Origin of the sequence: Halogranum gelatinilyticum, from assembly GCF_900103715.1 — an archaeon.
Lineage (GTDB): Archaea > Halobacteriota > Halobacteria > Halobacteriales > Haloferacaceae > Halogranum > Halogranum gelatinilyticum.
The window spans coordinates 91,785-114,885 of the sequence record NZ_FNHL01000006.1; the positions used below are offsets into that span (position 1 = coordinate 91,785).

The window sequence follows — 23,101 nt, forward strand, 5'->3', positions numbered from 1 at the left end:
CTCACCGCATCGTCTGGGAGACGGCGAGCTCTTCGACTGTCCGTTCCAGGTCAGCGATGCGCCGCTCGTGTTCGACGAGGACCGACATCAGGAGCGGTATCTCGACCGACTGGTGGTTGAGGTACCCGGCGGCGTCGGCGTGTGAACGCCCGTGTTCGAACAGCCGGTCGAAGTGTTCGCGGTCATGCTTCCGCAGTGCCCGGCGATACGGAGACCACCGCTCTTCGGTCCCTCGGAGCATATCGCGGTACGTCGGATTAGTGCGACCCAACGGGACTCACCTCCGGTGTCGTCGCCGTCGCGAGTGCCGGGTGGCGCTGTGAAAGCACGCGCTGCCAGAAGGCGAGTGTCGTCTGGACGAGCCCACCCTCGACTGGATAGACGAGCGTCTCGAACTCTTCGCCGGCGAAGCGGGGCCCGAACTTCGTCATCTCACACTGGACTGTGTGGTCGGCAGCCGAGCGCAGTGGGGCAGTCAACGAGTCAGCCCGAGACTGGGTCACGACGACTGGGACGTCGTACTCGTCGACGACGTCACCGATGAGGTCGAGGCCTGCCGTCACCAGTCGCTTCCCTTCGCTGCGCCGGACGTCGTCGCCGCGGTAGAACGCGTCGAACGACGGAAGGACGATGAGCGACGTCTCGTCATCGACCTCGTCGGCGAGGTCGCGAAGGAGGCTCTGGTGTTGCCACGGCGTGAACGCTCGGGCGACATGGATGCGTTCGAGGGTTCGCATACTTGGAGCGACCTGTGCGAGTGTTCTGGTCGTACTGTTGCCCTTTGCATCGACCCAGACAGCCGAGCCGTCGTCGACGAGGATGTGGTCAAGGACGAGCGACTGGAGTGCGCCCGTAATGCGGTCGTCCGAATTGAGCAGCGTCACACCCGAGTCGAGTGTCGGGAGTGCTGGCGTGTCAGGTGGTCTGTGGTTCATCACAGTCACACCGTTCAACGGAGATACACATAGGCAAGGGCGAGCGGCTTCCGATTCTTCCGATAGCGGGATTCAGCGAACTCGGTACGTTCGCGCACGGTTCTTTCCCTCCGAGACGACGAGGCGGTACTGGTTCATCTTCGAGAGGTAGTTTCGGACGGTGCGCTTCGTCTTCGGCTCGTCGACGCGCTCGGTGTAGTGCTCGTAGAGTTCGCCCGGCGACAGTTCTCCCTCGTCCTGTAAAATCTCGTAGAGGGCGTGCTGGTGCGGCGTTAATTGGCTCACCGCTTTCTGCCGGACTTCCTGCTTCCCACCGGGGATCGCGTCGTGGAGAATCTCGTTCGTAATCGTGTCTGCACCCTCCTGGTCGGCCCGTCGTGCAGCGTTCCGCAGAATGCCGATTGCGACCCGTGCGTCGCCGGCGGCGCCGTCGGCAATCAGCGCTAACTGTTGCTTTCCGATAACGTCTTCCGAAAGTCCCCACCGAACGCGAGCTTCGAGGATGGAGACGAGTTCGTCGAGGTGATACTTCTCGAAGCGAATTCGCGTACAACTCTGCAGGCGGCTCGTGAGTCGGCCATCGAGCTGTGAGAATAAGTCCTTCTCACGGTTGGCCATCATCACCATCGAAATATTCCGCGCTCGATAGAGGTCGTAAAGGACGCTCTTGTCCTCCAACTGGTCGACCTCGTCAAGAACGACGACGTATTGGGGACCATCGTACTGCTGGAGTCGTTCGAGCAGTTCGTCCTTCGGCGTCGACCGGCGATGGATGTCGACCGTCTTTCCGATTCCCTCGAGGACACGGTAGAGTACGCGAAAGCGCGTGTAGTCCTGCCAGCAGTTAATGTACTGTGAGTTGATGTCGAGGACGTTCTCCCGGAGTTTCTCGACGGTGAACTGCGCGATACAGGTCTTTCCTGCGCCTGATGGACCTGTGAGGAGTGTTGTCTGGGCGGCTTCACCGTCCATGATGGGCCGCAGAGCGTTCGAGAGATGGTTGACCTCTTGGTTGCGATGCTCGACCTCTCGGGGGATGAACTCCGGTTGCAGTACACGAGCATCGGTGATCATACGCAGACCGTTCAACAGGGAACGACATAAGCGGAAGTGGGTTGTTTCCGATTCTTCTGATTCCGTGAGACAGTGAACAGACCCGTCCGAGGTTTCATGTACTCTATCGCCGATTCTCTATCTAATGCGTCATTCCCAAACGCCGCTCACACCACGTGAGGAAGATGCGTTCAAGCGTATCCGGGAAGTCTTTGACGAGAGTGATGCAGCCAGTCATCGCGACGCTCTCACAGAGGCACTAGCAGCGCGAATGTTTGAGGAAGACGAGTCGGAGTACTTGGTGGAGCAACTCCTCTCGAAGGGATATCTGTACGCTGTCCACGAGGAAGTCCGCATTACGGGTGGGCTAGAGCTGTAGATCAAGAGCGAATGCTGTGGTTATCTACACTTGCAGGCAGAGGACTGGTTCCGAAGTATACCCACACATATACGGAGTATATGGACACGGCGGGTACTGAGTAACAAGTCTACTTCTCTCACTGATTGTTACGTACTCAGCTCCTCGCCACGCGTACGTATACTACCTATAAAAACAACTATACCAACAGCACCTGATGAGGACAGTAGTGAAATGACACGGAGAGAACTTCCGGACGATGCACCAGGGAAGTACGTTCCGTACCATCCGAACCCGTACTATTCGCCGGAGCCGCTCCCGATAGAGCCGAAGCCCCAGATATCTGACCAGACACGCGACCTCGTCACCGATGCTGCGTACCAGATTGGTCGTGTCGATGGTATTAGTTCGACAGTGGATTTCGCTGCAGTTCTCTACACATCTCTCATCCGCATTGAGGCAGTCGAGTCAGTGCGTATCGAGGGTGCGGAAGTTGAATACCAAGACGTCGAAGCGTATCACACACAGAATCCCTCAGGTGAGTCCGATACGACGGTCGAGAAGGATCTGAAGGAGGCACTCAACTACGAGAACGCACTGACCTATGGCCTCGAAAGACTCAACGAAGGAGATCCGATTACTCTCAAACTCATCAAGGAACTTCACTCGATGATTCTCGAGGACGTCCGCAACGACGGCGACGTCGTCGGCAACTTCCGTGACCACTTGGTTCATCTGACGAGTCCGAGGCTAGGACAACGTCCGTTCGTACCACCGACTCCAGCGGGTCTGAGTGGACTCATGCAGTCGCTCGAATCCTACATCCACATGGGTGGACAGCATCATCCGCTCGTCGACGCCGCAATAATCCACTACTTCTTCGAGACAGTGCATCCGTTTTCAGACGGAAACGGCAGATTGGGTCGGCTCCTCATTATTCTCTATCTGGTGAGCGAGGGCTATCTCGAGAGCCCGTATATCTATCCAAGCGCGTACTTCAACCGCCACAAGGTAGAGTACGTCGAACGGATGCGTGCAGTGAGCGAGCAGGGAGAGTGGGACGAGTGGATCGCGTTCTTTGTTGAAGGCCTGCGGAGTCAAGCAGAGACTTCGTACGAGCGCACGCATCAGCTCCGTGAGCTACAGAAACGGTACGAGAGGGAGTACCCGGGCAGCACAAACACAGCGAAATTCGCTCGGCAGCTACTCCAGTATCCGTACTTCACAGCACCAGACCTCGTCGAGTATCTCGATGTCTCGCGTCGCACCGCCTACAAAGTCGTCGACGATCTCGAGGCCGATGGCCTCATCGAGGAAGTGACCGGGAAACAACGTGGGAAGGAGTACAAGGCAGTCGATGTGTTCGATATCCTCGAGTAGTCGGTCTTCCCCGTATCCGAACCCAATCCCGATTTCGATCATCCAAGATCCTCTCGTGGGGCCGTCAGTGCAACCGCTCCGCCACAGAACTCAGGATTCAGAAACAGCTAGCCGAGAATGTTTTGTAAGGTACTGAGAATACTCTATCAAGTCTATTACATTCTGTTACAATGTGTTATATGTGCCAGTCGACTTTGAGAACTACCAGCCATCGGACCTTCCCGGTGCGAACACGAATGGACGGAAGATTCTTCGATTCCTTGCAGCGTCCCCAGAGACTGGCTATCGAGCAGGCGAGATTGCCGAAGCGCTTGAACTCCCGCGAGGAAGCGTTGGCACGACGCTAGGTCGGCTCCACGACCAGGGGTTTGTGCGTCTAAGGGCAAGTATTGGGCAATCAATCCTGATGCGTACGACGCACACACAGCGAGTTTGATTGGCCTCGCGGCCGTGAACGAGCAGTTCGAGGGCGATTACTACGATGAGAATCCAGATTGGGACGCGAATCTCCCAGACCTTGAGGAGTATGAAGAGACAGATGCTGATTCGGAGCAGGCCTGATGCCTGAGCGCGGCGTAATCGTCGTCGCAGCGGATCCATTCGGGCACATTCCTTGACGTCCATATTTCATTAACTACGCAGTTGCCACCAGAATACTGGAAACAGTGGTGTGTGATGGAGTCGATGATGGTGCCGTATTAACCAACGCAAGACAGTGAATACAATTTTGTTGGTTAATTGTATTCGGACGTCAAAGCGTCCATAACGTCAGTTTAGTCGTGAGAGGATGTCACCACAGCTGTGGCTGACTGATCAGGCTCTACGCCATGTCGCGGATGACGTCAGCGCCGCCGGCGAGCCGGTCGTCAGAGTTGGGGAGATTCTCGATGGCGGTTTCGATACCGACAGCGAGTGAGTAGCGGTTCGTAACGCCCTTGCCCTGTCCTCGTCCAGTTGTCTTCTTCTTGAGGATATTCGAGTGCGAGAGATTATTTAGCTTCTCTCGGTAGCGACGGTCAGAGAGGCTCTCGACGCCGTACCGAGAGCAGATTTGTTTGTGATAGTCGTAGAGCTTGTTCGTCTCTATCCACTTTGCGTCGTCACGAACTGTGTAGTACGTGACGGCCATGAGCGCAATCTTCGCGTGTGTCGGCAGGGAATCGATTCCTCGTTCGACAGCCCGCCGTTCGATATAGTCACGTGCATCACGAACGTGTTGTTCCGTTACGAATTGCTCTCCAGCGTCGTCGGCGAGCCGGCAGGCCCGGAAGAGTAACTTGATTGCCTGACGTGCGTCCCCCGAGTCGGCTGCTGCATAAGCTGCTGCCAGCGGGATAACGTCCGATTCGAGTACACCGCTAACCAGGACTGTACCATCAATCCCATTAGTCGCGACGGTGGGGCGAGAGTCCTCAGCAGCTTCGTCGACGAAGTCTGTATCTGTGAGTCCCTTCGCTGCGCGGCGGGCGAGAATTGCGCGGAGTTGATTAGCGTCGTAAGGAGAGAACTCGATTTCGTCTTCTCCGAGTGAAGAACGAACGTCTGCATTCAGATTCTCCCGGAACTGCAGATCGTTCGTGATACCGATGATGGAGAGTCGGACGTCTTCAAGCTCAAGTCGGGGGAGTTCGTACAGTACGTAATCGTCATCACCGATGGCGTCGATCTCGTCAAGAACCAATATGATAGTGCCACCAATTCTGCGGATTTCCGTGGTGACCATCTCGAAGAGCGCCTTTTTTTGGTGGCCCTTCGGGAGCTCGGCACCAGGACCTCGGAGCTCCTTCACGAGGTGGGTGAGCAGGTGATAGGACTTGTCCAAGCCTTTGCATTTGACGTTCACCACAGTGACGTCGATCCCCTTGTCATCGGCGAAGCTCTGTAGTTGGTGGGTTTTGAGGTTGATTGCCGCCGTTTTTCCCTGCCCGGTGGGGCCATATACGAATACGTTGAGCGGCGTTGACCCCAAAGTGGCGGGACGGAGGGCACTGTGGAGTTCGTCGAGTTCCATCTCGCGCTCTGGAAGCTCACGGGGACGGTAACCCTTGTTTGGGTTCAGCACGTCCATGTCGTCGAAAATTGTCTGCTCCTCGCCGAACTCTCGCATGGATGGTGTATAGATTGTTAGTTATTTAAATCCCCCATGTCCAGTGACGTCAATGAGGGGGTATCATGTCCAATGATGATTCCGATCAAGACTGTGTAGGAGGGAGAGGGGGGTACGTCCAGTGTAATCCCCTCGAAGATTGGAGGTGATTCGCTCGCTAACTATTGTATCGGAAAATGCTAAGTAACACCCAATTCAACCGTACCCTTACTGGTTAGAGAACCGATTGAATGAACTGTTCTGACGCGTGAATACTCTGTATAGTACACTGGACGCACCCCCTCTCCCCGTTGTTTCTTCGATTGCTACCATAGGCTTCTATTTGGCACCGGCTCATTGGACGCACCCCCCTCTCCGAGTACTTCGTTCTGGATAGATTCTGCTCATCTCGTACACTGGACGCACCCCTCCCTCCCTAAGCACTGGTTACAACGATGAGCTAGTATTAACAGAATGTGTAACGGTGATGAGTTAGCAGAAACTGAAGCTCGAACGCCGCGAATCGCGCTAGTCCTGTTTCGTGGAAGTGCTCAGTATCGAGTTGGAAAGAGACTTACTGCCCATCGTGGACGATGCTCCGGCATTTCTCGATGAACTGTAAGAGGTCTCGGCCGGCGTCGCGAGAGAGGCTGATGAGGATGCTCTCAGTCTCCGAGAACGGAAATTGGATAATGAACGCACGCTCGTGATAGTGAATTATCGCACGGCGTTCTCCTACGGGGTTTGAGTTAACATCCGGGGCTAAAAATGGACTGTCAAGACGGAATATGTCGACGACTTCCGAAAAGGTCTCGTCGCTGTACTGGGCTTCGAGGTCCGATCGGAGGTAGTGTACGTCGTAGTTCTCGTCTCGGACGATAACGACAGTTCGGAGTCCGCGGCCGGCACGGTCGCGGAGGAACTCCGTTATTTGTTGGGCGGCTTGTTGAACCATATCTGTGCACTGTATCGTAGGGAGATAAGTTAGATTTTACCTACAGGTATTGGGACTTGACAGTTATATGGACGTTTACACAACAGAGAAAATAATAACCTATTGAAATGCCAGAGAGGGGAAATCTGGAGCGTGCGGCGCAACGCGACACTCCGGGCAGAGTGGTTGAACCGCATCAACCTCTCAGTCTCACAAGTACATAATTTGGTTGGTATGTTTGTTCTCTTGATACAGATGTTGGATCAGCACCGCCGTCGAGAGAACCCGAACGGTGGCGTTCGATTCCCGATGGGTGACGCCGGCGACGGTCTACAAGTGTGTCGAACGGAGTAATTGTGGATTCGGGGCCACGACCCGAAAACAGGGCTGTCAGAAGTGAACACTGGAAGGACAGCTATTACGACGAATGCCGGTAACGCTCGTGTATGACCACTGCACACTCATTATTCCCCCGAAACAGTGATGAATACTACACCACAAAAGTGTAAGCACAGGACAATTATGCCCGCACTTTCCCTCTCCAGGCGACTCGAAGCCCTTCGCGAGCGTTCGCCACAGAATTATGGGGCACTCCGAGACCACTACCCACTTCTCAAGCAAGCGCTCGACACCAACACGCGGTCATATCCGACTGGACGGCAGCTGTATGTCTCGCTTGAGGATCCACCGATCACGTCACAAACCTTTGGCCGCCTACTCGCGTTGCTGGCTGATCTCGAGGTGGTTTCACTCTACACTGAGCGCAGTAACGCCAACCGCTACGACGTCCGTCACTACGACTCGACGGACTTCGATTTGTTAGAGAAGAAATTAGAGTAGTAATCCCCAGACCCCTTTCGGCCGTTCTTGCCTAACTCCTCAAGATTGTACGGTTCAGCAGCTACTGCCCAACCGATTTCTCGGCACGCATATGTGTCTATTTGATTACTAGACTTTCTGCATATATCGAACAGCATATGTTTATTCAATCTTCGCATCTTTTCTAGATTTTCAGCAGACGCACACTTATTCGTCCAAATGTTCAGATTAATATACTGGTGACTAAGTGCTAGAATTGAACGCCCATCCCATCCCTCTCTGGAAGAGTATCTATCGAGGATGTTGGGGGGCACGACAAGCACTCATGACACCCGACGAAAGCCAATCTCCACAACCCCAATCAAATACGCCAATGTGGCGAACCGTTGCAGGACAGTTCGCGCTCGCAACTGTATTTCTTGCATCGTTCGCCGTTGAACCGGCTCTCGCACAGCAGACATCACAGAATGCGGTGTGTAGTGCAGACAAACTCCCTGAGATGATTGAGGGGTTCTTCCAATTAACCACAGGCCTCGGGATCGTTGGTCTGGCGGTAGTCTGGCAGACGGACTCGCTTATCGACCTGTTCACACTCAACCCCGAGCAAAAGAAGGGGCTCAAGCGTCACAAGCGGTCTGCGATGAAATCCGCGGTCATCCTCGTGGTTCTCGGCCCACTATACACCGTCGCCGGTTCCATGATGGGCCTTCCGCTGGCGCAGTGCGTCGACCTCGTCCCCTGGTAAACCTACAGACCAGCATCAAAATCACCCATGGAAAAACGAGAGCTCTCCGTACTCATGATTCTCCTGCTCGTGACGAGCGGAGTCGCGGGCCTCGTCACGGCAAGCCCGCCACAACCGGGTACGGAAGGTAATGGGCTCTCTGAGAACGAATCTGCGACTCTCTGGTCTCGCGACGCCGACACCTACATCAGCCAAGACGAATACCGCCAACGCTACGGTAGCGAGCGGACAGCCGTTCACCAGCTCGCGAACGGGACGGACATCACGTTCAAGCGGCCACCTTCGACTGCCGCAACGTGGACCCAGAACGATTTCGAGGACCTCGACGCCGGCGACTCGGAGACGTCCGTACACCCGCCGCACGCGTCGCTCGAAGATGGGGTGTTCATTGAGGACGCCCATGCAACCGTATTCGCGGTTCAACCGTCGACGCGAGGCCACCTTGAGGCCGGTGAAACCCCACTCTACATCGCACCGAATGGGACGATGCGTGGGCTCGTCGATTATCGTGTCCGTATCCCAAACGGGAGTTCTTCAGGCAACAGAACCGTCGAGTGGTCGCTTTCGAACCACGAGATCGAGGAAGTTCGGCTGCAGAAAGACGGTGAAACTCTCGCGAGGACCGATGGGTCACACACGCCAGCTCTCGACTATCAGATCGACGACGACTGGAGTGCAACCCTCACGCTTGAAGCAGAGATTCGCGTTCGGTTGAAGAAGACCATCGAGCCAAACAGAGGCAGTGGAACCGACGTCGTCTACCGCGAGGAGACGCGGAACGTCTCCGACTCTATTGACGTCGAAATCTACGACCTCTCTGCGTACCCGTACTATGCTGAGTACCCCAACGGCGATTCTGGGGTGGCTATCTTCCAGTCTCAGCCGTGGCAAGGCTACACGCTCACCGACAAGGGGAGCGCAAGTGTGCGCGGTGTCTGGCGGTTCTACACCGCCCGTGACACCAATTGGGACACACTGGTTCGGTCGAGCCGAACCGACAGCTCAGAAGTCGAGTCAGATGCAATTCCCGTGTACGTCCACGCGTACCCCTCCCGAATCGGACCCCGTGCTGGACCCGTCCGGGATGGCCCGAAGATCATCGACACGTGGGGAACGGAACGTCCTTCTCCGCTGGGGACTATCGGCGAGAACGTCAACATTGAGGTCGTCAACCAGTCCTACGAGACGACGTACGGTGTCGCCGTCCGTGCTGAGAACGTCGACAGAGAGGCACTCCACGTCGCGGGCATCGTTCGCGGCGTGAACGCGTCTATCGTCGAACCCGACTCTGGTTCCGAGCGGCAGTTGCGTCGTAGTAACCTCACGGTGGAGGTTCTTCAACAAAACCAGTCACAGGCGACACTCCGAATCGAACTGCGTGACAACCAGACTGGTGCGCCGATTATCCTCGACGATAGTACCCGCCAATATCCCATCGGAGGCAGCTCACGTAATGGCTACATCACCCTCGCCGATCGGGAGGTCGAGACCAACGTCTCTGGCATAGCCGTCGTGACGATTACTGAACCCGGTATCTACACCACCCGGTATCATCCGGGCTCGTGGCTCGGACACAACCCAGCCTACATGAGTGATACGGCGACCGCCCGGTGGCATCCGCTCGGAACCATCGACGGCTGGTTCGCGTTCATAATCGAGGTCGGCTGGCAGTTCATCCCCTTTTTCGTGGTGTTCTATGCAGGACACCGGCTCCTCCGAATGCTCGGTCCAGAAGACATCTTCCAACAAGACCAATGACTAGAGACTACCCACAGATTAGTCGAAGAAACGCCCTCAGAACAGTCGCAGGCGCGGCGCTTACAAGCGTGGCTGGCTGTCTAAACGACGGTGGAAGCTCCGGAACTCCTGGTGACGGGACAACTGACCCAGACAGTGGACCGCTCACGCGAGTCGCAGTTGAGGGCACGACGCTCGTCGTCGAACTCTCGGCAGAAGCCAACGTCGACCAGATCAACCTCATCCAGCCGAATGGAGCGCTGTTCGGAAAACGGGACGTAGCCGTAGGGGCCCAACAGGTTTCCTTCGAGATCGGAACTGCGTACGACCCCGGAGAATACCGCGTGGTCGCACTGAAAGGCGAGGAGAGTGTAGTAGAGACATCTCTTCCCATACAACCAAGCCTCACCATTGTAGAAATGGGTATCGGCAGGAACCAACCCGAGAAGATGTGGGACGGTTCGAGCGACGAAATTACTGAAGAGGCTTTCGTGACTGTTGAGAATCAGGGTAGCGGCCCAGATGCGATTACGAAACTTCTCTTCATCGGTGACGTACCGTATCCCTCTGACGAGGAAGGTACGAATTATGCGAACAACGAAGACGTTAGCGGAATCTACGATCCTCAGTCTGATTCTGAGGTGAGCGAGGTCATCGTTGCAGCAGGGGACCAAGTTACGATGTACAGTTCTCGATCTCCCTTCGCGTTCGTTCCCGGCTCAGGGACTTCGTGTAAAGACGAACAGCAGAGTGGTGAGTTCGAACTCATTCTCGAAACACCAGTAGAGGAGGCTCAGCTAACCAAGAGCTACAACATACAGTATTCGGCCTCAACAGAGGCAGACAACTGTGAAATTACGATTAGTGAATCGTAACTATGGTTGATCTAATCGACGTCGTCCTCGAGGGGTTCAAAGAGGTCGTCGACTGGTTGATAGGCCTCTTCATGGAGGGTCTGCAGACCGGATATAACACCCTCACGGAGGAAATGTTTGGAACCCCGACACCACAAACGGATGGGACGTTTGTATTTGGGACGCCCTCCAATGGTCCGTGGCCTGCGATACAAGACGCCCTAGTTGGTGGCGAGATTATGCTAATCTCGTTACTCCTGTTGCTGATGTGTGTTCAAGGACGGCACACAATCGGAATTTTCAACATTGGAAGCGCATACGAAGCGAGGCGGACGAAGAAAACCGCCTGGGTCGGAGCCTTCCTCATCATTACGTGGTACTGGGTCAGTATTCTGTGCCTCTACATCGTTGATGGGTTCACAATTGCTCTGATGCCGAGCCTCAGCTCGTTAGGAGATGCGATGCTCAATTTCTTAGAAGTCTCTTTGAGCAATCCAGCACTCGCCTTCGTCTTTGCTATGGTTGGTGGACTCTCGATGTGGGCACTTGAGGCCCTCTACTACATTCGGGAAATCCTCCTCTACGTGTACGTGTATGGAATGCCGATAGCGTTCGCCTTGGGTTATGGGAATATCCCCGTTCTCTCCGACATTTCGATGGGGTTCATCAAGCGGTTCGTTCCGCTCGCAGTTCTACCCCTCCCCGCAGCGGTAGTGTTCAAAGGATACGACCTACTCTACTCCGAAGGCGCGCTTGCCCCGGGTAGTGCATTTCTGAAGTACCTCGTAGCCGCTTCTCTACCACTGGTTGCCCTCTACATTACCTGGAAGACGTTCAAATACGCGACTCCGCTGACTGCAAGAGTCGTCGGAGGCGCAACGAGGGGAGCAGCACTTGTTGGCAGTGTCGCAGCAGGCGCGTACGTCGGTGGTGCCGGCGTCGCAACAACTGCTGCACGATGGGGTCCAAAGGCTGCCGCTGGTCAGATGATTGCAGAGAAGGCAACAGCACGGACGCAGAGCAGTGATGAACAGAACAGTACGCCGTCGTACCGGCGAACCGAGAACGACCCCGGAACCTAGTAAGAACTCATGTCGATGGATCAAGACACAGCAGCACGGCGCATTATGAATCAGTTCGGCGAAGAGAGTCGCATCCCCTACCTGAACATCGAAGAGGGGGACGTCGGCGTACTCATCGCTTTTCCAATTATTGGCCTATTCATTGCCGGCCTCAGCGGAATCGAATCACTTGCTCTCCCGTTCGTAGCAGGGGGACTCGGGTTTGGCGTTGCCGTCATCTACGTCTCTCCCGACCACCTGAACGCGTGGACGTGGACAAAGGACGTCTATCGTTACGCCAAGCGTCCGCGAGTTACGTTCAATGCCCCAGAAGAGCCCAAGAGTACCACGAACGAGACCGTACGAAATGAAGGCGGTCTCGCGAACTACACGCCGTTCAAACCTGACGAGCGAACACAGGATCTCACGAACGTCAAGCGGGCGTGGCCCGGTGCTGGAGCGATTCAACGAGTGGACGGAACGATGGAAGCGTTCATCGAAATCAATCCGGGCAACATGGACTTCGCGATGTCCGACGACTGGGCCAAACTCCAAGAAGCGAGTAAGGAATTCGCCAATAAGGAACTCGATTCGAAACTCAAATTCCACGCGACAACTCGGTCATTCCCGGTAGAACAAATCACCGAGACGATCGAGGAGCGACTCAATGACGAGGACGTCAAACAGAACCCAATTCTCCAAGAACTCCTCGAAGAGTACCGTGAGACGCGCCCCAAGGAGATGCGTGACCGAGGCATCCAACAAGTTCGTTACTACATCGGCGTCGAAGTTGCCCCGATCGAAGTCTACGACAAGTACCGAGACGAGGGCACACCTGCGGAGAAACTGACGCAGTTCCCCGTCATCGGGTTCCTGTTTAACCCGTTCGTGACCCGTCGTGAGGATCTGACGGCTGTAGAGAAGCGGGCACAGATGTTCAAGAAGCTCGATAGCCGCGTCAATGACGTTCGCACCGAATTCATCCAGCAGGCGTCTGGCTGGTCCGCTCGTCGCCTCAGTACGGTCGAGCTGTTCGTCCTGAACATGGACTTCTGGAACGGACAAGAGCACACCCACGACGATGCAACGCGTGTTGTGCGCGAGCAGCCAATCATCGGCCGCTCCCGTCGGGAGGACGAGACTGATGTATAGCGTTGTCCTGCAGGTGAGTGGTGAGACCGTGACCCAGCTTACAGAGTGGCTACTGAACCCAACGTCACCCGAGGGGGCTGCGATTTATCTCCTGTCGGTTGTGGCTCTCGGCGTCGTCGGGAACCGTCTCAAGAACCGCCACACCGCCGACGACGAACCCGAAGTGGACTTTTCGGACGTCCTCGACGAGGAGACGCTCGAAGAGGGTCACGCAGAAGGCCAACTCCTCGACGACATCTCCGAGTCCCACAAGACGGTGACCGCGCCGGCAGCCATCGAGTGGGAAACACGAGCTGCACGCGTCGGCGAGCAATGGACGACGACACTGTACATCGCTGACTACGCCGACTACCCGAACGACGGCTATCTGAGCGACCTCTTCGAGTTGACCGACGTCGAGTTCGACCTCACAGCGCACATCACCCCGAAGAACCAGCAGCGGGCACGGAACGAACTGCAGGACATCGCTGACGACCTCCAGGTCGACGCCGATTTGGAACAGAGTGTCCGCAGTGCGTACCTCCAAGAGCGAGCGAACGAAGCCGCTGCGACGTACAAGGCCGTCGAGAGTGGTGCGAACGTCTTCGACCAGGGGATGTTCGTCACAGTTCGCGCCGACGACAAGGACGACCTCAGGAACTCGGTGCAGAAGGTCAAAAGCGCTCTCCGTGACGAGCCAGCAAACCTGACGCCGAAGACTGCAATCTGCCGGCAGGACCTCGCGCTGCAGTCGGTTGCTCCCATCGGAGGGAATGCATTTGGCCGCGAATCAATCGCCCTCGGTGGGGCCGTTGGCGCACTCCTCTCGTCGCCGCATAACGCGACCATCCTTGAAGAGGGCGGGGTTGAGTTCGGGATCCACAAGGACAACCAGAGTCCCGTCGTCATCGACCCGTTCGCCCGTGACAACGGGTACGCGATGTTCACCGTCGGCGATACTGGGTCTGGGAAGTCGTTCGGCTCGAAGCAGAACTTCATCCGCTCTATCGAGCAGAGCAAGGACCGCATCGGCATCATCCTCGAACCGCTCAACAACTGGGCAGGCGTCTCCGAAGCACTCGGAGCGAAACGCATCACGGTCGGTGGGACCCTCGGGCTGAATCCCCTGGAGATTCGCCAAACGCCCGACCACGTCCAGCGGGCGATGGGTGAGGACGCGAGCCCGTTCAACGAGAAGCTCGACGACGCGATGAGCTTCCTGACGAATTTCTTCGCACTGCGCGGTATCTCACTCGGTGACCGCCGGACAACACTCGAACTCGGCCTCAAGCGCGCCTACAAGCGCAACGACATCATCGACGACATTTCGACGCACAGCAACCCCAGCCCGACCATCCGAGACATGATGGACGTCTTCGAGGACATGGTCGACGACCCAGAGTCGTTCGTGGTTCGGTCCGACGAAGAGGCCGGGAAGATCCGCGAAGACGCGACGTGGCTTCTCGACCAGCTTCGTCCGTTCGAGGAGGAGGGTCGCCACGCTAATCTCGGGAAGTCCTCGGAGTTCGACATCCGTGACGAGAAGGTCATCTACCTCGACCTTGCACAGCAGGAGGGCAGCGTCGACAGCAGCACGGCGCTGACGATGCAGTTGCTCATCTCGCTCGTGTACGAGCGGGCGAAGGAGACTGACAAGGAGGTCGTATTCGTCATCGACGAGGCACGGTACATCATGCAGGACGCCGCGAGTCTAGCGTTCCTCGAGACGGTGTTCCGACATCACCGCCACCACGACCTCTCGATTCGACTCGTCACGCAGACCGTCGACGAGTTCTTCGAGCACGCCGAATCCGAGGCCATCCTCGATCAGTGTGCCGTCAAGCAGTTCCATCGTCTTGATGGGATGGACGAGCAGTGGGCCGACGAGTTCGGCCTGAACTACGCCCAGATGCGCTACGTGCAGGATGCAGTCCCCGGGAACGAGGACGCTGGCTTCTCCGAGGCGCTTGTCGGCGTCGACGGCGAGTGGCGCGGTATCAAGGTCGAAGCGATGCCCAAAGAGAAGCAAGTCATCGACTTCGACCCGACGACTCAGACACGGGAGTCACTCCCTGGTGCAGAGATTGATTCACGTAACAGCGACGACCAAGCCAGCCGTGCCAATTTACGAGACCAGGGCAGTAGTGCTGTCGCCGCCGAAACAGACGGTGGTAATGAGGTGAGAAACAGCCATGAACCGTGAGTACCTTCGTGTCACACCGACCGCAGAGGCTCTCCCGTCGAACGATGTCGCAACGACACTCGCTAGTCTCCACAAACTGACTACTACTGACTCTCCAGGACTCTTCGAGAAACTCAACCCGTTTCACTCTACACTCCCTCCACGGTTCGAATTTCTCGTCATTAGTGAGGGACATAACCAACCAGTTGAGTTCTACTATGGTGCCGATGAACGATTAGAGACGCTAGAAGCGCGGCTTCGCTCAATCTATCCCTCGTCGTTCGATATCGAACGAGCAAACCTCAATACTGCAACGAAACTCATCCAGCCGGTCGATTATTCCCGAGAGAGATTCAGTGAGGCCCTAAGGGGAGGTCAATTGCTCTATGAGTTTAGTGGCGACGAGAGACAGGCTGTAAGCGAAGAGGGCCCAGAGAACAAACCCTCCGACACCGAGACTTGGGTCAAAGCGGGCGACAAACTCGTTAGCCTTGCAAATTCAGACACCAGCCCTGAAGGTGCAAAGCAGACTTCGGTTGGGAAACCCGTGGTAACCGAAGACGGTACTATTCTTGCGCGGCCTGCCATTGATTCGATTCGGCCAGTCGGTGTTCGATGGTGTGGCAGCACGACTCGGAAGGAAGACTGGATGACGACACTTGTCCCGTTCACAGAGTCCTCGACAGTCAACGGAGCGAGTGAATCCACAGGGGTCCCACTGGCTACTCTCATCGATTACCTGAACGAGTTTGAGCAGCCAATCGCGTTCCAGGTCGTGTTCCAACGACGAGACAATTGGACGGCAGATGCAGAGCTTCGAAAAGAGAATCTCGTTGATGGTCGAGACACGCTTTTTCAAGAGCTCGTCGGACCGCTTCTCGAAGTCGACGAACAAGCACACGAGGCGAACCACAGGGAACTGAGCGAAAGTGTCGAGAAGCGGATCGAGAACATCACCGAGAAAGACCCGGCACGAACCTTTACAGTGAATATTCGGGCCGTCTCGGTTCCACCGAAAGATGCCGATATAGAGCATCTCGAGCAGAAGATGGAGTCGTTACGACCCGTATTTGACTCGCTTGAGGGTCAGTTCTACGGCGTTGATGGGAGGCGACTCCGGGAGACAGGGTGGCGACAGACTACGAAGGAGAAGAACGCCCGGAAAGAGCTCAAGCGACTGCTGAACCGCGAAATCACAACAAGTAGCGGGAAAGTGCGACCAAACCTCGTGTTGAACGCCGATGAGTTGGCGAACTTCACTCTCGTTCCGTCTGCTGAGCAGCTCAGTGTAGAAGGAACCAGAGGGACACGTGCGGAGCAACAGAGCAGAAACCCGCTACCACGCCCACACCAAGACCTCATGGATGAATTCCGTGACGGCATGGCTATCGGCTACGCTCTTGACGAGAACGGAGACCCAGAGGACGAACCAACACACATTCCACCAGGGTTACTCCCAACCCACTACGGACGCTTCGGTACAACGGGATCAGGGAAGTCGAAGGCACTCATCAACGAAATCCTCTCGCTGTACAACAACACCGATGGGCCTGTCATCCTCGTCGACCCGAAGGGCGATGGGATGGCCGAGAACTATATGCGAGCCCATGCTCGGCGCTTCGGAATGAGCGACTTAGAGGAGAACGTTATCCACTTCCCAATTCCGGATGTTCTCCCGGGCTTCTCGTTCTTTAATCTGAAGCCCTCGATGCGGAATGGGCGGCACCGAAGGGATGCCATTCAGCGGAAGGCAGACCACTACGAAGAGATTCTGAAGCTCGTTATGGGGACAGACCGCTACGAGCGGGCAACCGTCTCTCCAACCGTTATCAAGACACTGATCAAGGCGTTGTTCGACGAAGAACACGGTCGTGAAAACGGACTGTACCGTGAGTCTGCAGACTATTTCGCCCATCGACAGCTGGAACACGCGGTTGACCAATTGTGGGATGCCGGACCACCACAGGAGTCCCTTGCAGATGCACCACAATCGAGCGACGAGGAAGTCGTCCGAACGCTACGTCGGCAACTCCAACTGGATTCGAGCACATTCTCGAACATTATGGGCGGTGTAGCGAACCGCCTCGCATACATCTCACAGGACACTCACCTCCGTCGGATTTTCAACAACACAGAAAACCAGTTCGACTTCCGTGATGTGCTTGACGAGAACACCGTCATCCTGTTCGACCTTGGTGACCTTCGTGGCGAGGCCGCCCGCATCATGACGGGTGTGATTCTGACCAATCTCGACGACGCACTCAGAGAACGCAAACGTGATCTTAACCAGTACTCCGACCAGTACGTGGTAAACTTGCTCGTCGACGAGGCGGCATCAGTCGTTGTTTCGGACATTATGAACGACCTCCTCGAAAAAGGGCGAAGCTTCCGCCTCTCTGTGGGACTGTCAATGCAGTTCCCCGAACAGTTAGAAGCCGAGGGTGGTCGCAAAGTGTATCTAAACGCGTTGAACAACATCGGAAGCTCTCTCGTCGGGAAAGTCAACGTCGACCAAGAGTTGGCGCAAGCGATGGCACACGAGGAAATGGACCCAGTCGAATTTGCTAATCGAGTCCGGTCGCTCCCACGTGGTGAGTGGATCGCCAGCCTTCCAAGCCCAATATTTGGCGAAACAGGCCCGTACCCGTTCAGCTTGAAGCCTCTCCCGATACCAGCAGGCCACCCAGAGAGTGACTATCCACTTACAGAGCGTGAAGAAGAACGCTTCTCGGAGAGGCTCTCGTCTATTCATACTCGGGCGTCCGAGGAATTTGGTGTCCCAGAATCCTCAGCACCCAATACACGGACACCCGAAGAAATCAACCAAGCTCTCAGTATCGACGTGGACGATTTGGACGTCGCCATCGCGAAGACCGTCCGAAGCGTGCAACTCCGCAACGGCGTCCATGAGGACAACGAGTGGGTGAGCGTCGAGACAGTCGACGAGACGTTGCGAGAGCTGTACGAGCGTGTCGACGCCGAACCACCGGCCTATGAGGAACTCACGGAGATTCGAAAGCGATCACGACTGCTCGATACCACGGTCGATATCGACGCCGACGAACTCATCGTCCGACTCACGGAGGCAGGTGAAACCGAAGCTGAACCCGACACAGGCGACGTACGATCTGCCGGTGGAAGCGACCACGACGATGCGCTCTTGGAAATCGAGCAGGCGCTGTCGCCGTTGGGGTTCACCGTCTCGATTCTCACGCAAGACGGGAGTGAGAAACCGGACGCCAGAGCGACGCATCCGGACCTCGAAACGCCGTTCGCAATCGAGGTCGAGACGACGACGCCAGAGTACCCAACGAAGGTTCTCACGAATCTCAAGAAGGCACAAGCGGAGAGCGCAGTTCCGCTGTTTGTTGTCCGAACAGGTGAGACAGAGACCTACTGGGCTGAACGAATCGAGACCATCCTCTCACCGCCAGTTCGTGAGCTCGCGAACGGCAAGACACGGTTCTATACGCACGATTCGCCGTTGACATTCAATGGCGGAGCAACCGAGCACGGTGGCGTAACGGCCATCCGGCCAGTGAACGGGGGCGACGACTCGAAGCGCTCTGTGTGGGTGAAGGATGGAAACGAGATTGCCCTTCAGGATGGGGATGGCACAGAGTATCTCCGTGCCTCTGGCTGGGACAACGTGACGAAAGACCGTGTGCCCGCAACCTACAGCTACGACCACCCCGTGGAGGAGTATCTCGTCTATGAACGTGGGGAGATTCACGTCTATGAGTCGAAAGCGGCACTCGAAGCTGACTGGGCGACAATCAAACAGCCGTTCATCCCTACAGAAGAATTGGTCGACCCAACGAACAGTACGGACAGCTATGCAATCGTTATTCTCCGTGAGGATAACGAGGCGGTCGTCTACAGGGACGGTTCTACGAAGCCTCTTGAGACAATCCTTGAGAGTACCGAGCAATCCGAGGAAGCTCCAACCAAAGACTGGAAAGATGATTCTGATGCTGTTGTCGAGCAGTTTGTATCCGAGTGGATTGTCGAAGAGGGGGGCAATTCAGTCCCCGCTGCAGACGTCTATTCGACGTATGAATCGTGGGCCAAACAACACGAGATCACTCCCGATTCACCGAGCTGGTTCAGTCGACGCCTCAGTAACCAGATAGAATTTGAGCGGACAACTGAGCGCCACGATGGGGAGGCGATTCGGTGCTACAAGGGGATTTCGCTCGCAAATCGGGGTGGCAACGATGAATTCTGAGATTAGGCAGTGTACGCCTTCAAACGCCACTCTATCGCATTTCACGATGGCGTTACGCCAACGGGCTGCTGCGATTCGCGAGAATCCGCAAAAACGCAAGACAGCGTGGTGTTACGGCAAAACCGAGAATGCCGTAACACTGACCCTTGCTCAGAAAAATGCCGTACATGGCGTACGCCTGTACCTCAGCGTCTCTATCTTCCAATTGGGGATTCTGTTACGGCAAAAACCAACTAGTATAGAGGGGGGTGAGGCCGTTGGAAGTGAACGAAGTGAACAGCGAGGGATTTTTTCTGGCGCCAAAAGGGGCGCGGCTCCCAAAAGAGACAACCAATGACTGGCGAACCTACCGAGATGCTGACACAGGAATCGATACCCGAAGAATTAGTCGAACAACCCCAGTGGGTGTGCTGGCGACGGGCGGAACGCGACGGGAAAGCGACGAAGATTCCGGTGGTCCCAGGGGTGGGGTCATTCGCGTCGTCGACGGACCCCGAAACATGGTCGGACTTCGAGACTGCCCTCGGATATCTGGAGCGCGGCCGGGCCGACGGCGTCGGGTTCGTGTTCACTGAGGAGGACACCATCGTCGGCGTCGACCTCGACGACTGTCGCAATCCAGAGAGCGGAGACGTCGACGACGACGCACAGGACATCATCGAACGCCTGGACTCCTACACGGAAGTGTCGCCATCAGGAACGGGGTATCATGTGCTCATCCAAGGGAGCTTACCCGACGGCCGCAACCGACGAGGGAAGATCGAGTGTTACGACACAGCGCGCTTTTTCACCGTGACCGGCGACCGGGTGGCGGCGACGCCACGAGACGTTGCACACCGACAAGATGCCCTGGAAGCGATTCACCGGGACTACGTCGCAGACGAAGAGTCGACGCAATCGACAGACAGTCCTAAGCGTGTAACGCAACGTGACGAGGCACCGTCTAGCACGTCACTCGACGACGACTCCCTACTCAAGAAAGCGAAACGCGCCTCGAACGGCGAGAAGTTCGAGCGACTCTGGAACGGGAACATCACGGGCTACGACAGCCAGTCGGAAGCGGACATGGCGTTGTGCTGTCTCCTCGCGTTCTGGACTGGCGGCGACACACAACAACTGGAGCGACTGTTTCGACAGTCCGGACTCATTCGCGAGAAGTGGGACGAAGTCCACTACGCCGACGGGTCGACGTACGGAGAAAAGACAGTTGAACGAGCGATTTCGAACACTTCGGAGTATTACGACCCAGGCACCGAGAGTAACTCGAGTGACTCTCACACACCTTCAGAGACCTCACCAGACGTCGGCGACGACGTCGACCGCAACCGAGCGTATCTGGTCGAAAAGAACCGACTGCTGGCAGACCGTGTCGACACACTCGAAGCAACGCTTGAGCAGAAAAACGAGCGTATCGAGACGCTCGAAAGAGAAGTTCAACAGCTCGAAGACGAACTTGCAAACCGAGAGCGAGCAGCAACGAGTACCTCACAAGGAGAGGCCGGTGAGCAGGGTGGCGGAGCCGAAGCCGAAACAGAAGCGTCGGCGTCTGTGTGGAACCGGACGAAACAGTGGCTCGGGACCGACTCAGAGTAAGACAGCGCCCGCAGGGTTCGTTTTTCACCCCCAATAGGGGTGAGGGGGTGAGTGACTGCCCCCTAAATAACCCATGAACACGGAGCAACAGCACAAGCGAAATCGACGTACCAACCACGAACCAGCCTGTCCAGACATCCCTCACCCTGTGTGGACGACCCTCTCGATGCAGGTGCCGAACAGTCGTAGTCGAGTCTCAATCGTCTCCTTCGTCGAATGCGTCCTCGTCGAACTAACCCATGAGTCGCTGGGTGCAGAGTACCTCTCCTCGAACGTGTGGGGAGTGAAGCGGACGCAGTTCATTGCCGACGACGACGTCGGCGAGACGTTCCTGAAACGGCACTACGACGAGCGGCTTGGGTGGCACAAGACGATGATGAGCAGAGAGGAGGTCCGAAGTGAACTCGTGGATCGGCTTACTCGTACGACTTCGTTGAGTGGAGAGCGAAACCGCGGTGAGGCCGACGACGAGTTCGACCGATTTAGCGTCAAACTCGTCGGACAACTTTGGAGCGCGTGATGAGCAGTTAACCAACACAAGCGGTTGTATTCTCAGACTGTTGGTTAACGGGTGACGAGAGCGTAGCGTCTCAGTTTCGGTAGTTCGTATGAGTGAGTTCAACCGGTAATTCGGAGCCCACCCGTCGCTTCGTAGAGATACCCCTTCAGCAACAACTGCTCAAGGAGGTCGTGTGCTTCTGGCCGCTCGAAACCACCTATAGTGAGGAGGTCGACAGCTTCGTTGTGTGTAATCGTTTCATCGTCATCGACACCCTGCATGATGAGTCCAAGTGCAGATTCTTGTGACGGCGTCAGTGGAGTCGACGAATTCTCCATTATTTCAGATATTGTCATCGACCGCCGAGACTGTTGGGGTTGTCTCTAGGGCCCTCCAGAATCGCGGTCGTAAGTGAATCAGTACCGTTGCTGGAACCACTGTGCAATTTCTTGTTGGAACTGCTCGAACCAGTGGAGGTCGTTGTGTAGCACAGCATAGACGACATCGTGATTGACATCTCCATACCGATGGGCGAGGATGTTCCGAAACCCGACTGCTTCTTCCATCTGCTCTTGCACCGCTGATGAGATGATGTTCGCAGACCCGAGCGACTCGATTTCCTTCTTCGAGGTTCCACTCGGTGAAAGTCCCTCAGAAGCACGGATATGCTGGGCAAGGTCGATGCAGGACTGAATGAGGTTCATGAACGTCCGTTCGACAGCTCGTTGAACGATGACGTCCTCGACATATTCTGTCTTCGACATCCCACGCATCTGCTTCAGGTCGTTCGTGTACTCGTTGATGTGACGAAGTTTGTCGACGACGATGTCCGGATCAACCATCTAGACGTCACCACGAGCAAGTCGATCGATGAATTCACGACGAGCTTGCTCTCGTTCATTCTGGCCCGCCTCGTACGCCGCGGTGACTTGTTCTCGATACGCGTCAACGACTTCCTCCTCACCAACGAGACAAGTCCCATCTCGAATCGCGGCATATGCAACGTGCGTTGGGAGCGACTCGATATCACTCACGTCGACGAATCCCACCGCAAATTCCTGTAACTCAGCGTCGATACGGTTCCGTCGGCGGAATCGCTCGTTTTCAGGCATCTCCGCTGGGAACCGGAGTGCGATATCGACATCCGATGACTCGTCGGCCGTCCCTCTGGCATGTGACCCAAAGAGAATCGCGAAGCTGACCTTCGTTTGAGCGAGGTACGCCCTGATGGCATCAATGTCGAGTGTATCGACAGCGGAGTCATCTGAGTCGGCCATAGTGGTGCTTTACGCTCCAAGGTAATATATCTCCAGATACAACAGCGTCTACATCTTGACGATGTTCTGTTGCGAGGGTACGAAGTGACTCATGAATCACTTCGCTATTTTGCAACAGTGGATGAGTTGTTCAATCGAAGCGATCAGTGTGCAACATCCGACGCCTCACCCGGTGTAGAGTGGTAACGTCGCTTCCTTACTGTCTGCCAGGTGTGACGACTCGGTACGC

The 23,101-nt window shown here is 56.0% G+C and carries 21 protein-coding genes and 1 pseudogene; 13 read left to right on the top strand and 9 right to left on the bottom strand.

What is annotated here, in order from left to right:
• Window position 1 precedes the first annotated feature (1 nt).
• The 3 genes from BLR57_RS17010 to BLR57_RS17020 form a co-directional block, all read right to left on the bottom strand.
• Complete coding sequence (locus tag BLR57_RS17010; RefSeq protein ID WP_394327578.1) at window positions 2-241, bottom strand: DUF8156 family protein; 240 nt, start codon at window positions 239-241, stop codon at window positions 2-4.
• A gap of 16 nt (window positions 242-257) precedes the next feature.
• Window positions 258-935 carry a hypothetical protein gene (locus tag BLR57_RS17015; protein WP_089699585.1) on the bottom strand — a complete coding sequence of 226 codons (678 nt, stop codon included), beginning with the start codon at window positions 933-935 and terminating at the stop codon, window positions 258-260.
• Window positions 936-1,007: 72 nt separating this feature from the next.
• Window positions 1,008-2,009: a Cdc6/Cdc18 family protein gene (locus BLR57_RS17020; protein WP_089699587.1), complete on the bottom strand. Its 1,002-nt coding sequence runs from the start codon at window positions 2,007-2,009 to the stop codon at window positions 1,008-1,010.
• A gap of 124 nt (window positions 2,010-2,133) precedes the next feature.
• Here BLR57_RS17020 and BLR57_RS17025 point away from each other — a divergent pair, with 124 nt between their 5' ends.
• The 4 genes from BLR57_RS17025 to BLR57_RS19920 all read left to right on the top strand — a co-directional run bounded on the left by BLR57_RS17025 (window position 2,134) and on the right by BLR57_RS19920 (window position 4,287).
• Window positions 2,134-2,367: a hypothetical protein gene (locus BLR57_RS17025; protein ID WP_089699590.1), complete on the top strand. Its 234-nt coding sequence runs from the start codon at window positions 2,134-2,136 to the stop codon at window positions 2,365-2,367.
• A gap of 213 nt (window positions 2,368-2,580) precedes the next feature.
• Window positions 2,581-3,726: a Fic family protein gene (locus BLR57_RS17030; RefSeq protein ID WP_089699592.1), complete on the top strand. Its 1,146-nt coding sequence runs from the start codon at window positions 2,581-2,583 to the stop codon at window positions 3,724-3,726.
• A gap of 181 nt (window positions 3,727-3,907) precedes the next feature.
• Entirely contained in the window at window positions 3,908-4,162 is a 255-nt protein-coding gene (locus BLR57_RS17035; RefSeq protein ID WP_244510088.1) for a MarR family transcriptional regulator, read from the top strand.
• Window positions 4,159-4,287: a hypothetical protein gene (locus BLR57_RS19920; RefSeq protein ID WP_280140463.1), complete on the top strand. Its 129-nt coding sequence runs from the start codon at window positions 4,159-4,161 to the stop codon at window positions 4,285-4,287. Before BLR57_RS17035 ends, BLR57_RS19920 begins: the two co-directional genes overlap by 4 nt.
• A 259-nt stretch (window positions 4,288-4,546) precedes the next feature.
• Here the strand turns inward: BLR57_RS19920 and BLR57_RS17040 are convergent, their stop codons facing one another.
• From BLR57_RS17040 to BLR57_RS17045, 3 genes and pseudogenes are all read right to left on the bottom strand, one after another.
• Window positions 4,547-5,833, bottom strand: coding sequence for a Cdc6/Cdc18 family protein (locus BLR57_RS17040; RefSeq protein WP_089699594.1), 1,287 nt, complete (start codon window positions 5,831-5,833; stop codon window positions 4,547-4,549).
• Window positions 5,834-6,284: 451 nt separating this feature from the next.
• Window positions 6,285-6,377 (bottom strand): annotated as a pseudogene (locus BLR57_RS19785) (transcriptional regulator TrmB); the annotation flags it as partial.
• A 9-nt stretch (window positions 6,378-6,386) separates the two neighbouring features.
• Complete coding sequence (locus BLR57_RS17045; RefSeq protein WP_089699596.1) at window positions 6,387-6,767, bottom strand: DUF7522 family protein; 381 nt, start codon at window positions 6,765-6,767, stop codon at window positions 6,387-6,389.
• Between the two features lie 1,171 nt (window positions 6,768-7,938).
• On the opposite strand from BLR57_RS17045, the gene BLR57_RS17055 reads away from it, so the two are divergent.
• From BLR57_RS17055 to BLR57_RS17095, 9 genes are all read left to right on the top strand, one after another.
• Complete coding sequence (locus BLR57_RS17055) at window positions 7,939-8,310, top strand: DUF7985 family protein (RefSeq protein ID WP_244510090.1); 372 nt, start codon at window positions 7,939-7,941, stop codon at window positions 8,308-8,310.
• 27 nt (window positions 8,311-8,337) lie between these two features.
• A complete protein-coding gene (locus BLR57_RS17060) occupies window positions 8,338-10,068 on the top strand; it encodes a DUF8186 domain-containing protein (RefSeq protein WP_089699602.1) in 1,731 nt (576 codons plus the stop codon).
• Window positions 10,065-10,922: a hypothetical protein gene (locus BLR57_RS17065; RefSeq protein WP_089699603.1), complete on the top strand. Its 858-nt coding sequence runs from the start codon at window positions 10,065-10,067 to the stop codon at window positions 10,920-10,922. Before BLR57_RS17060 ends, BLR57_RS17065 begins: the two co-directional genes overlap by 4 nt.
• Before the next feature lie 2 nt (window positions 10,923-10,924).
• The gene (locus BLR57_RS17070; protein ID WP_089699605.1) at window positions 10,925-11,983 is read left to right on the top strand and encodes a TrbL/VirB6 family protein; all 1,059 of its coding nucleotides are present in this window, start codon (window positions 10,925-10,927) and stop codon (window positions 11,981-11,983) included.
• Window positions 11,984-11,992: 9 nt separating this feature from the next.
• Window positions 11,993-13,114, top strand: a complete 1,122-nt coding sequence (locus tag BLR57_RS17075; RefSeq protein ID WP_089699607.1) for a TraC-like domain-containing protein — start codon at window positions 11,993-11,995, stop codon at window positions 13,112-13,114.
• Entirely contained in the window at window positions 13,107-15,296 is a 2,190-nt protein-coding gene (locus BLR57_RS17080; RefSeq protein ID WP_089699608.1) for a VirB4 family type IV secretion system protein, read from the top strand. Before BLR57_RS17075 ends, BLR57_RS17080 begins: the two co-directional genes overlap by 8 nt.
• On the top strand, window positions 15,286-19,503 hold the full coding sequence (locus tag BLR57_RS17085) for a primase-like DNA-binding domain-containing protein (RefSeq protein ID WP_089699610.1): 4,218 nt from the start codon (window positions 15,286-15,288) through the stop codon (window positions 19,501-19,503). Before BLR57_RS17080 ends, BLR57_RS17085 begins: the two co-directional genes overlap by 11 nt.
• 333 nt (window positions 19,504-19,836) lie before the next feature.
• Entirely contained in the window at window positions 19,837-21,096 is a 1,260-nt protein-coding gene (locus BLR57_RS17090; protein ID WP_089699611.1) for a phage NrS-1 polymerase family protein, read from the top strand.
• Between the two features lie 166 nt (window positions 21,097-21,262).
• The gene (locus BLR57_RS17095; protein WP_089699614.1) at window positions 21,263-21,616 is read left to right on the top strand and encodes a DUF8030 family protein; all 354 of its coding nucleotides are present in this window, start codon (window positions 21,263-21,265) and stop codon (window positions 21,614-21,616) included.
• Window positions 21,617-21,714: 98 nt separating this feature from the next.
• Here BLR57_RS17095 and BLR57_RS17100 read toward each other — a convergent pair whose 3' ends face one another.
• From BLR57_RS17100 to mntA, 3 genes are all read right to left on the bottom strand, one after another.
• Window positions 21,715-21,876 (bottom strand): hypothetical protein, encoded by a 162-nt coding sequence (locus BLR57_RS17100; RefSeq protein ID WP_244510092.1) that lies wholly within the window; start codon window positions 21,874-21,876, stop codon window positions 21,715-21,717.
• Between the two features lie 135 nt (window positions 21,877-22,011).
• Window positions 22,012-22,437, bottom strand: a complete 426-nt coding sequence (gene hepT, locus BLR57_RS17105; protein ID WP_089699618.1) for a type VII toxin-antitoxin system HepT family RNase toxin — start codon at window positions 22,435-22,437, stop codon at window positions 22,012-22,014.
• Window positions 22,438-22,872: a type VII toxin-antitoxin system MntA family adenylyltransferase antitoxin gene (gene mntA, locus BLR57_RS17110; protein ID WP_089699620.1), complete on the bottom strand. Its 435-nt coding sequence runs from the start codon at window positions 22,870-22,872 to the stop codon at window positions 22,438-22,440. It abuts the gene before it with no gap.
• Window positions 22,873-23,101: the final 229 nt, after the last annotated feature.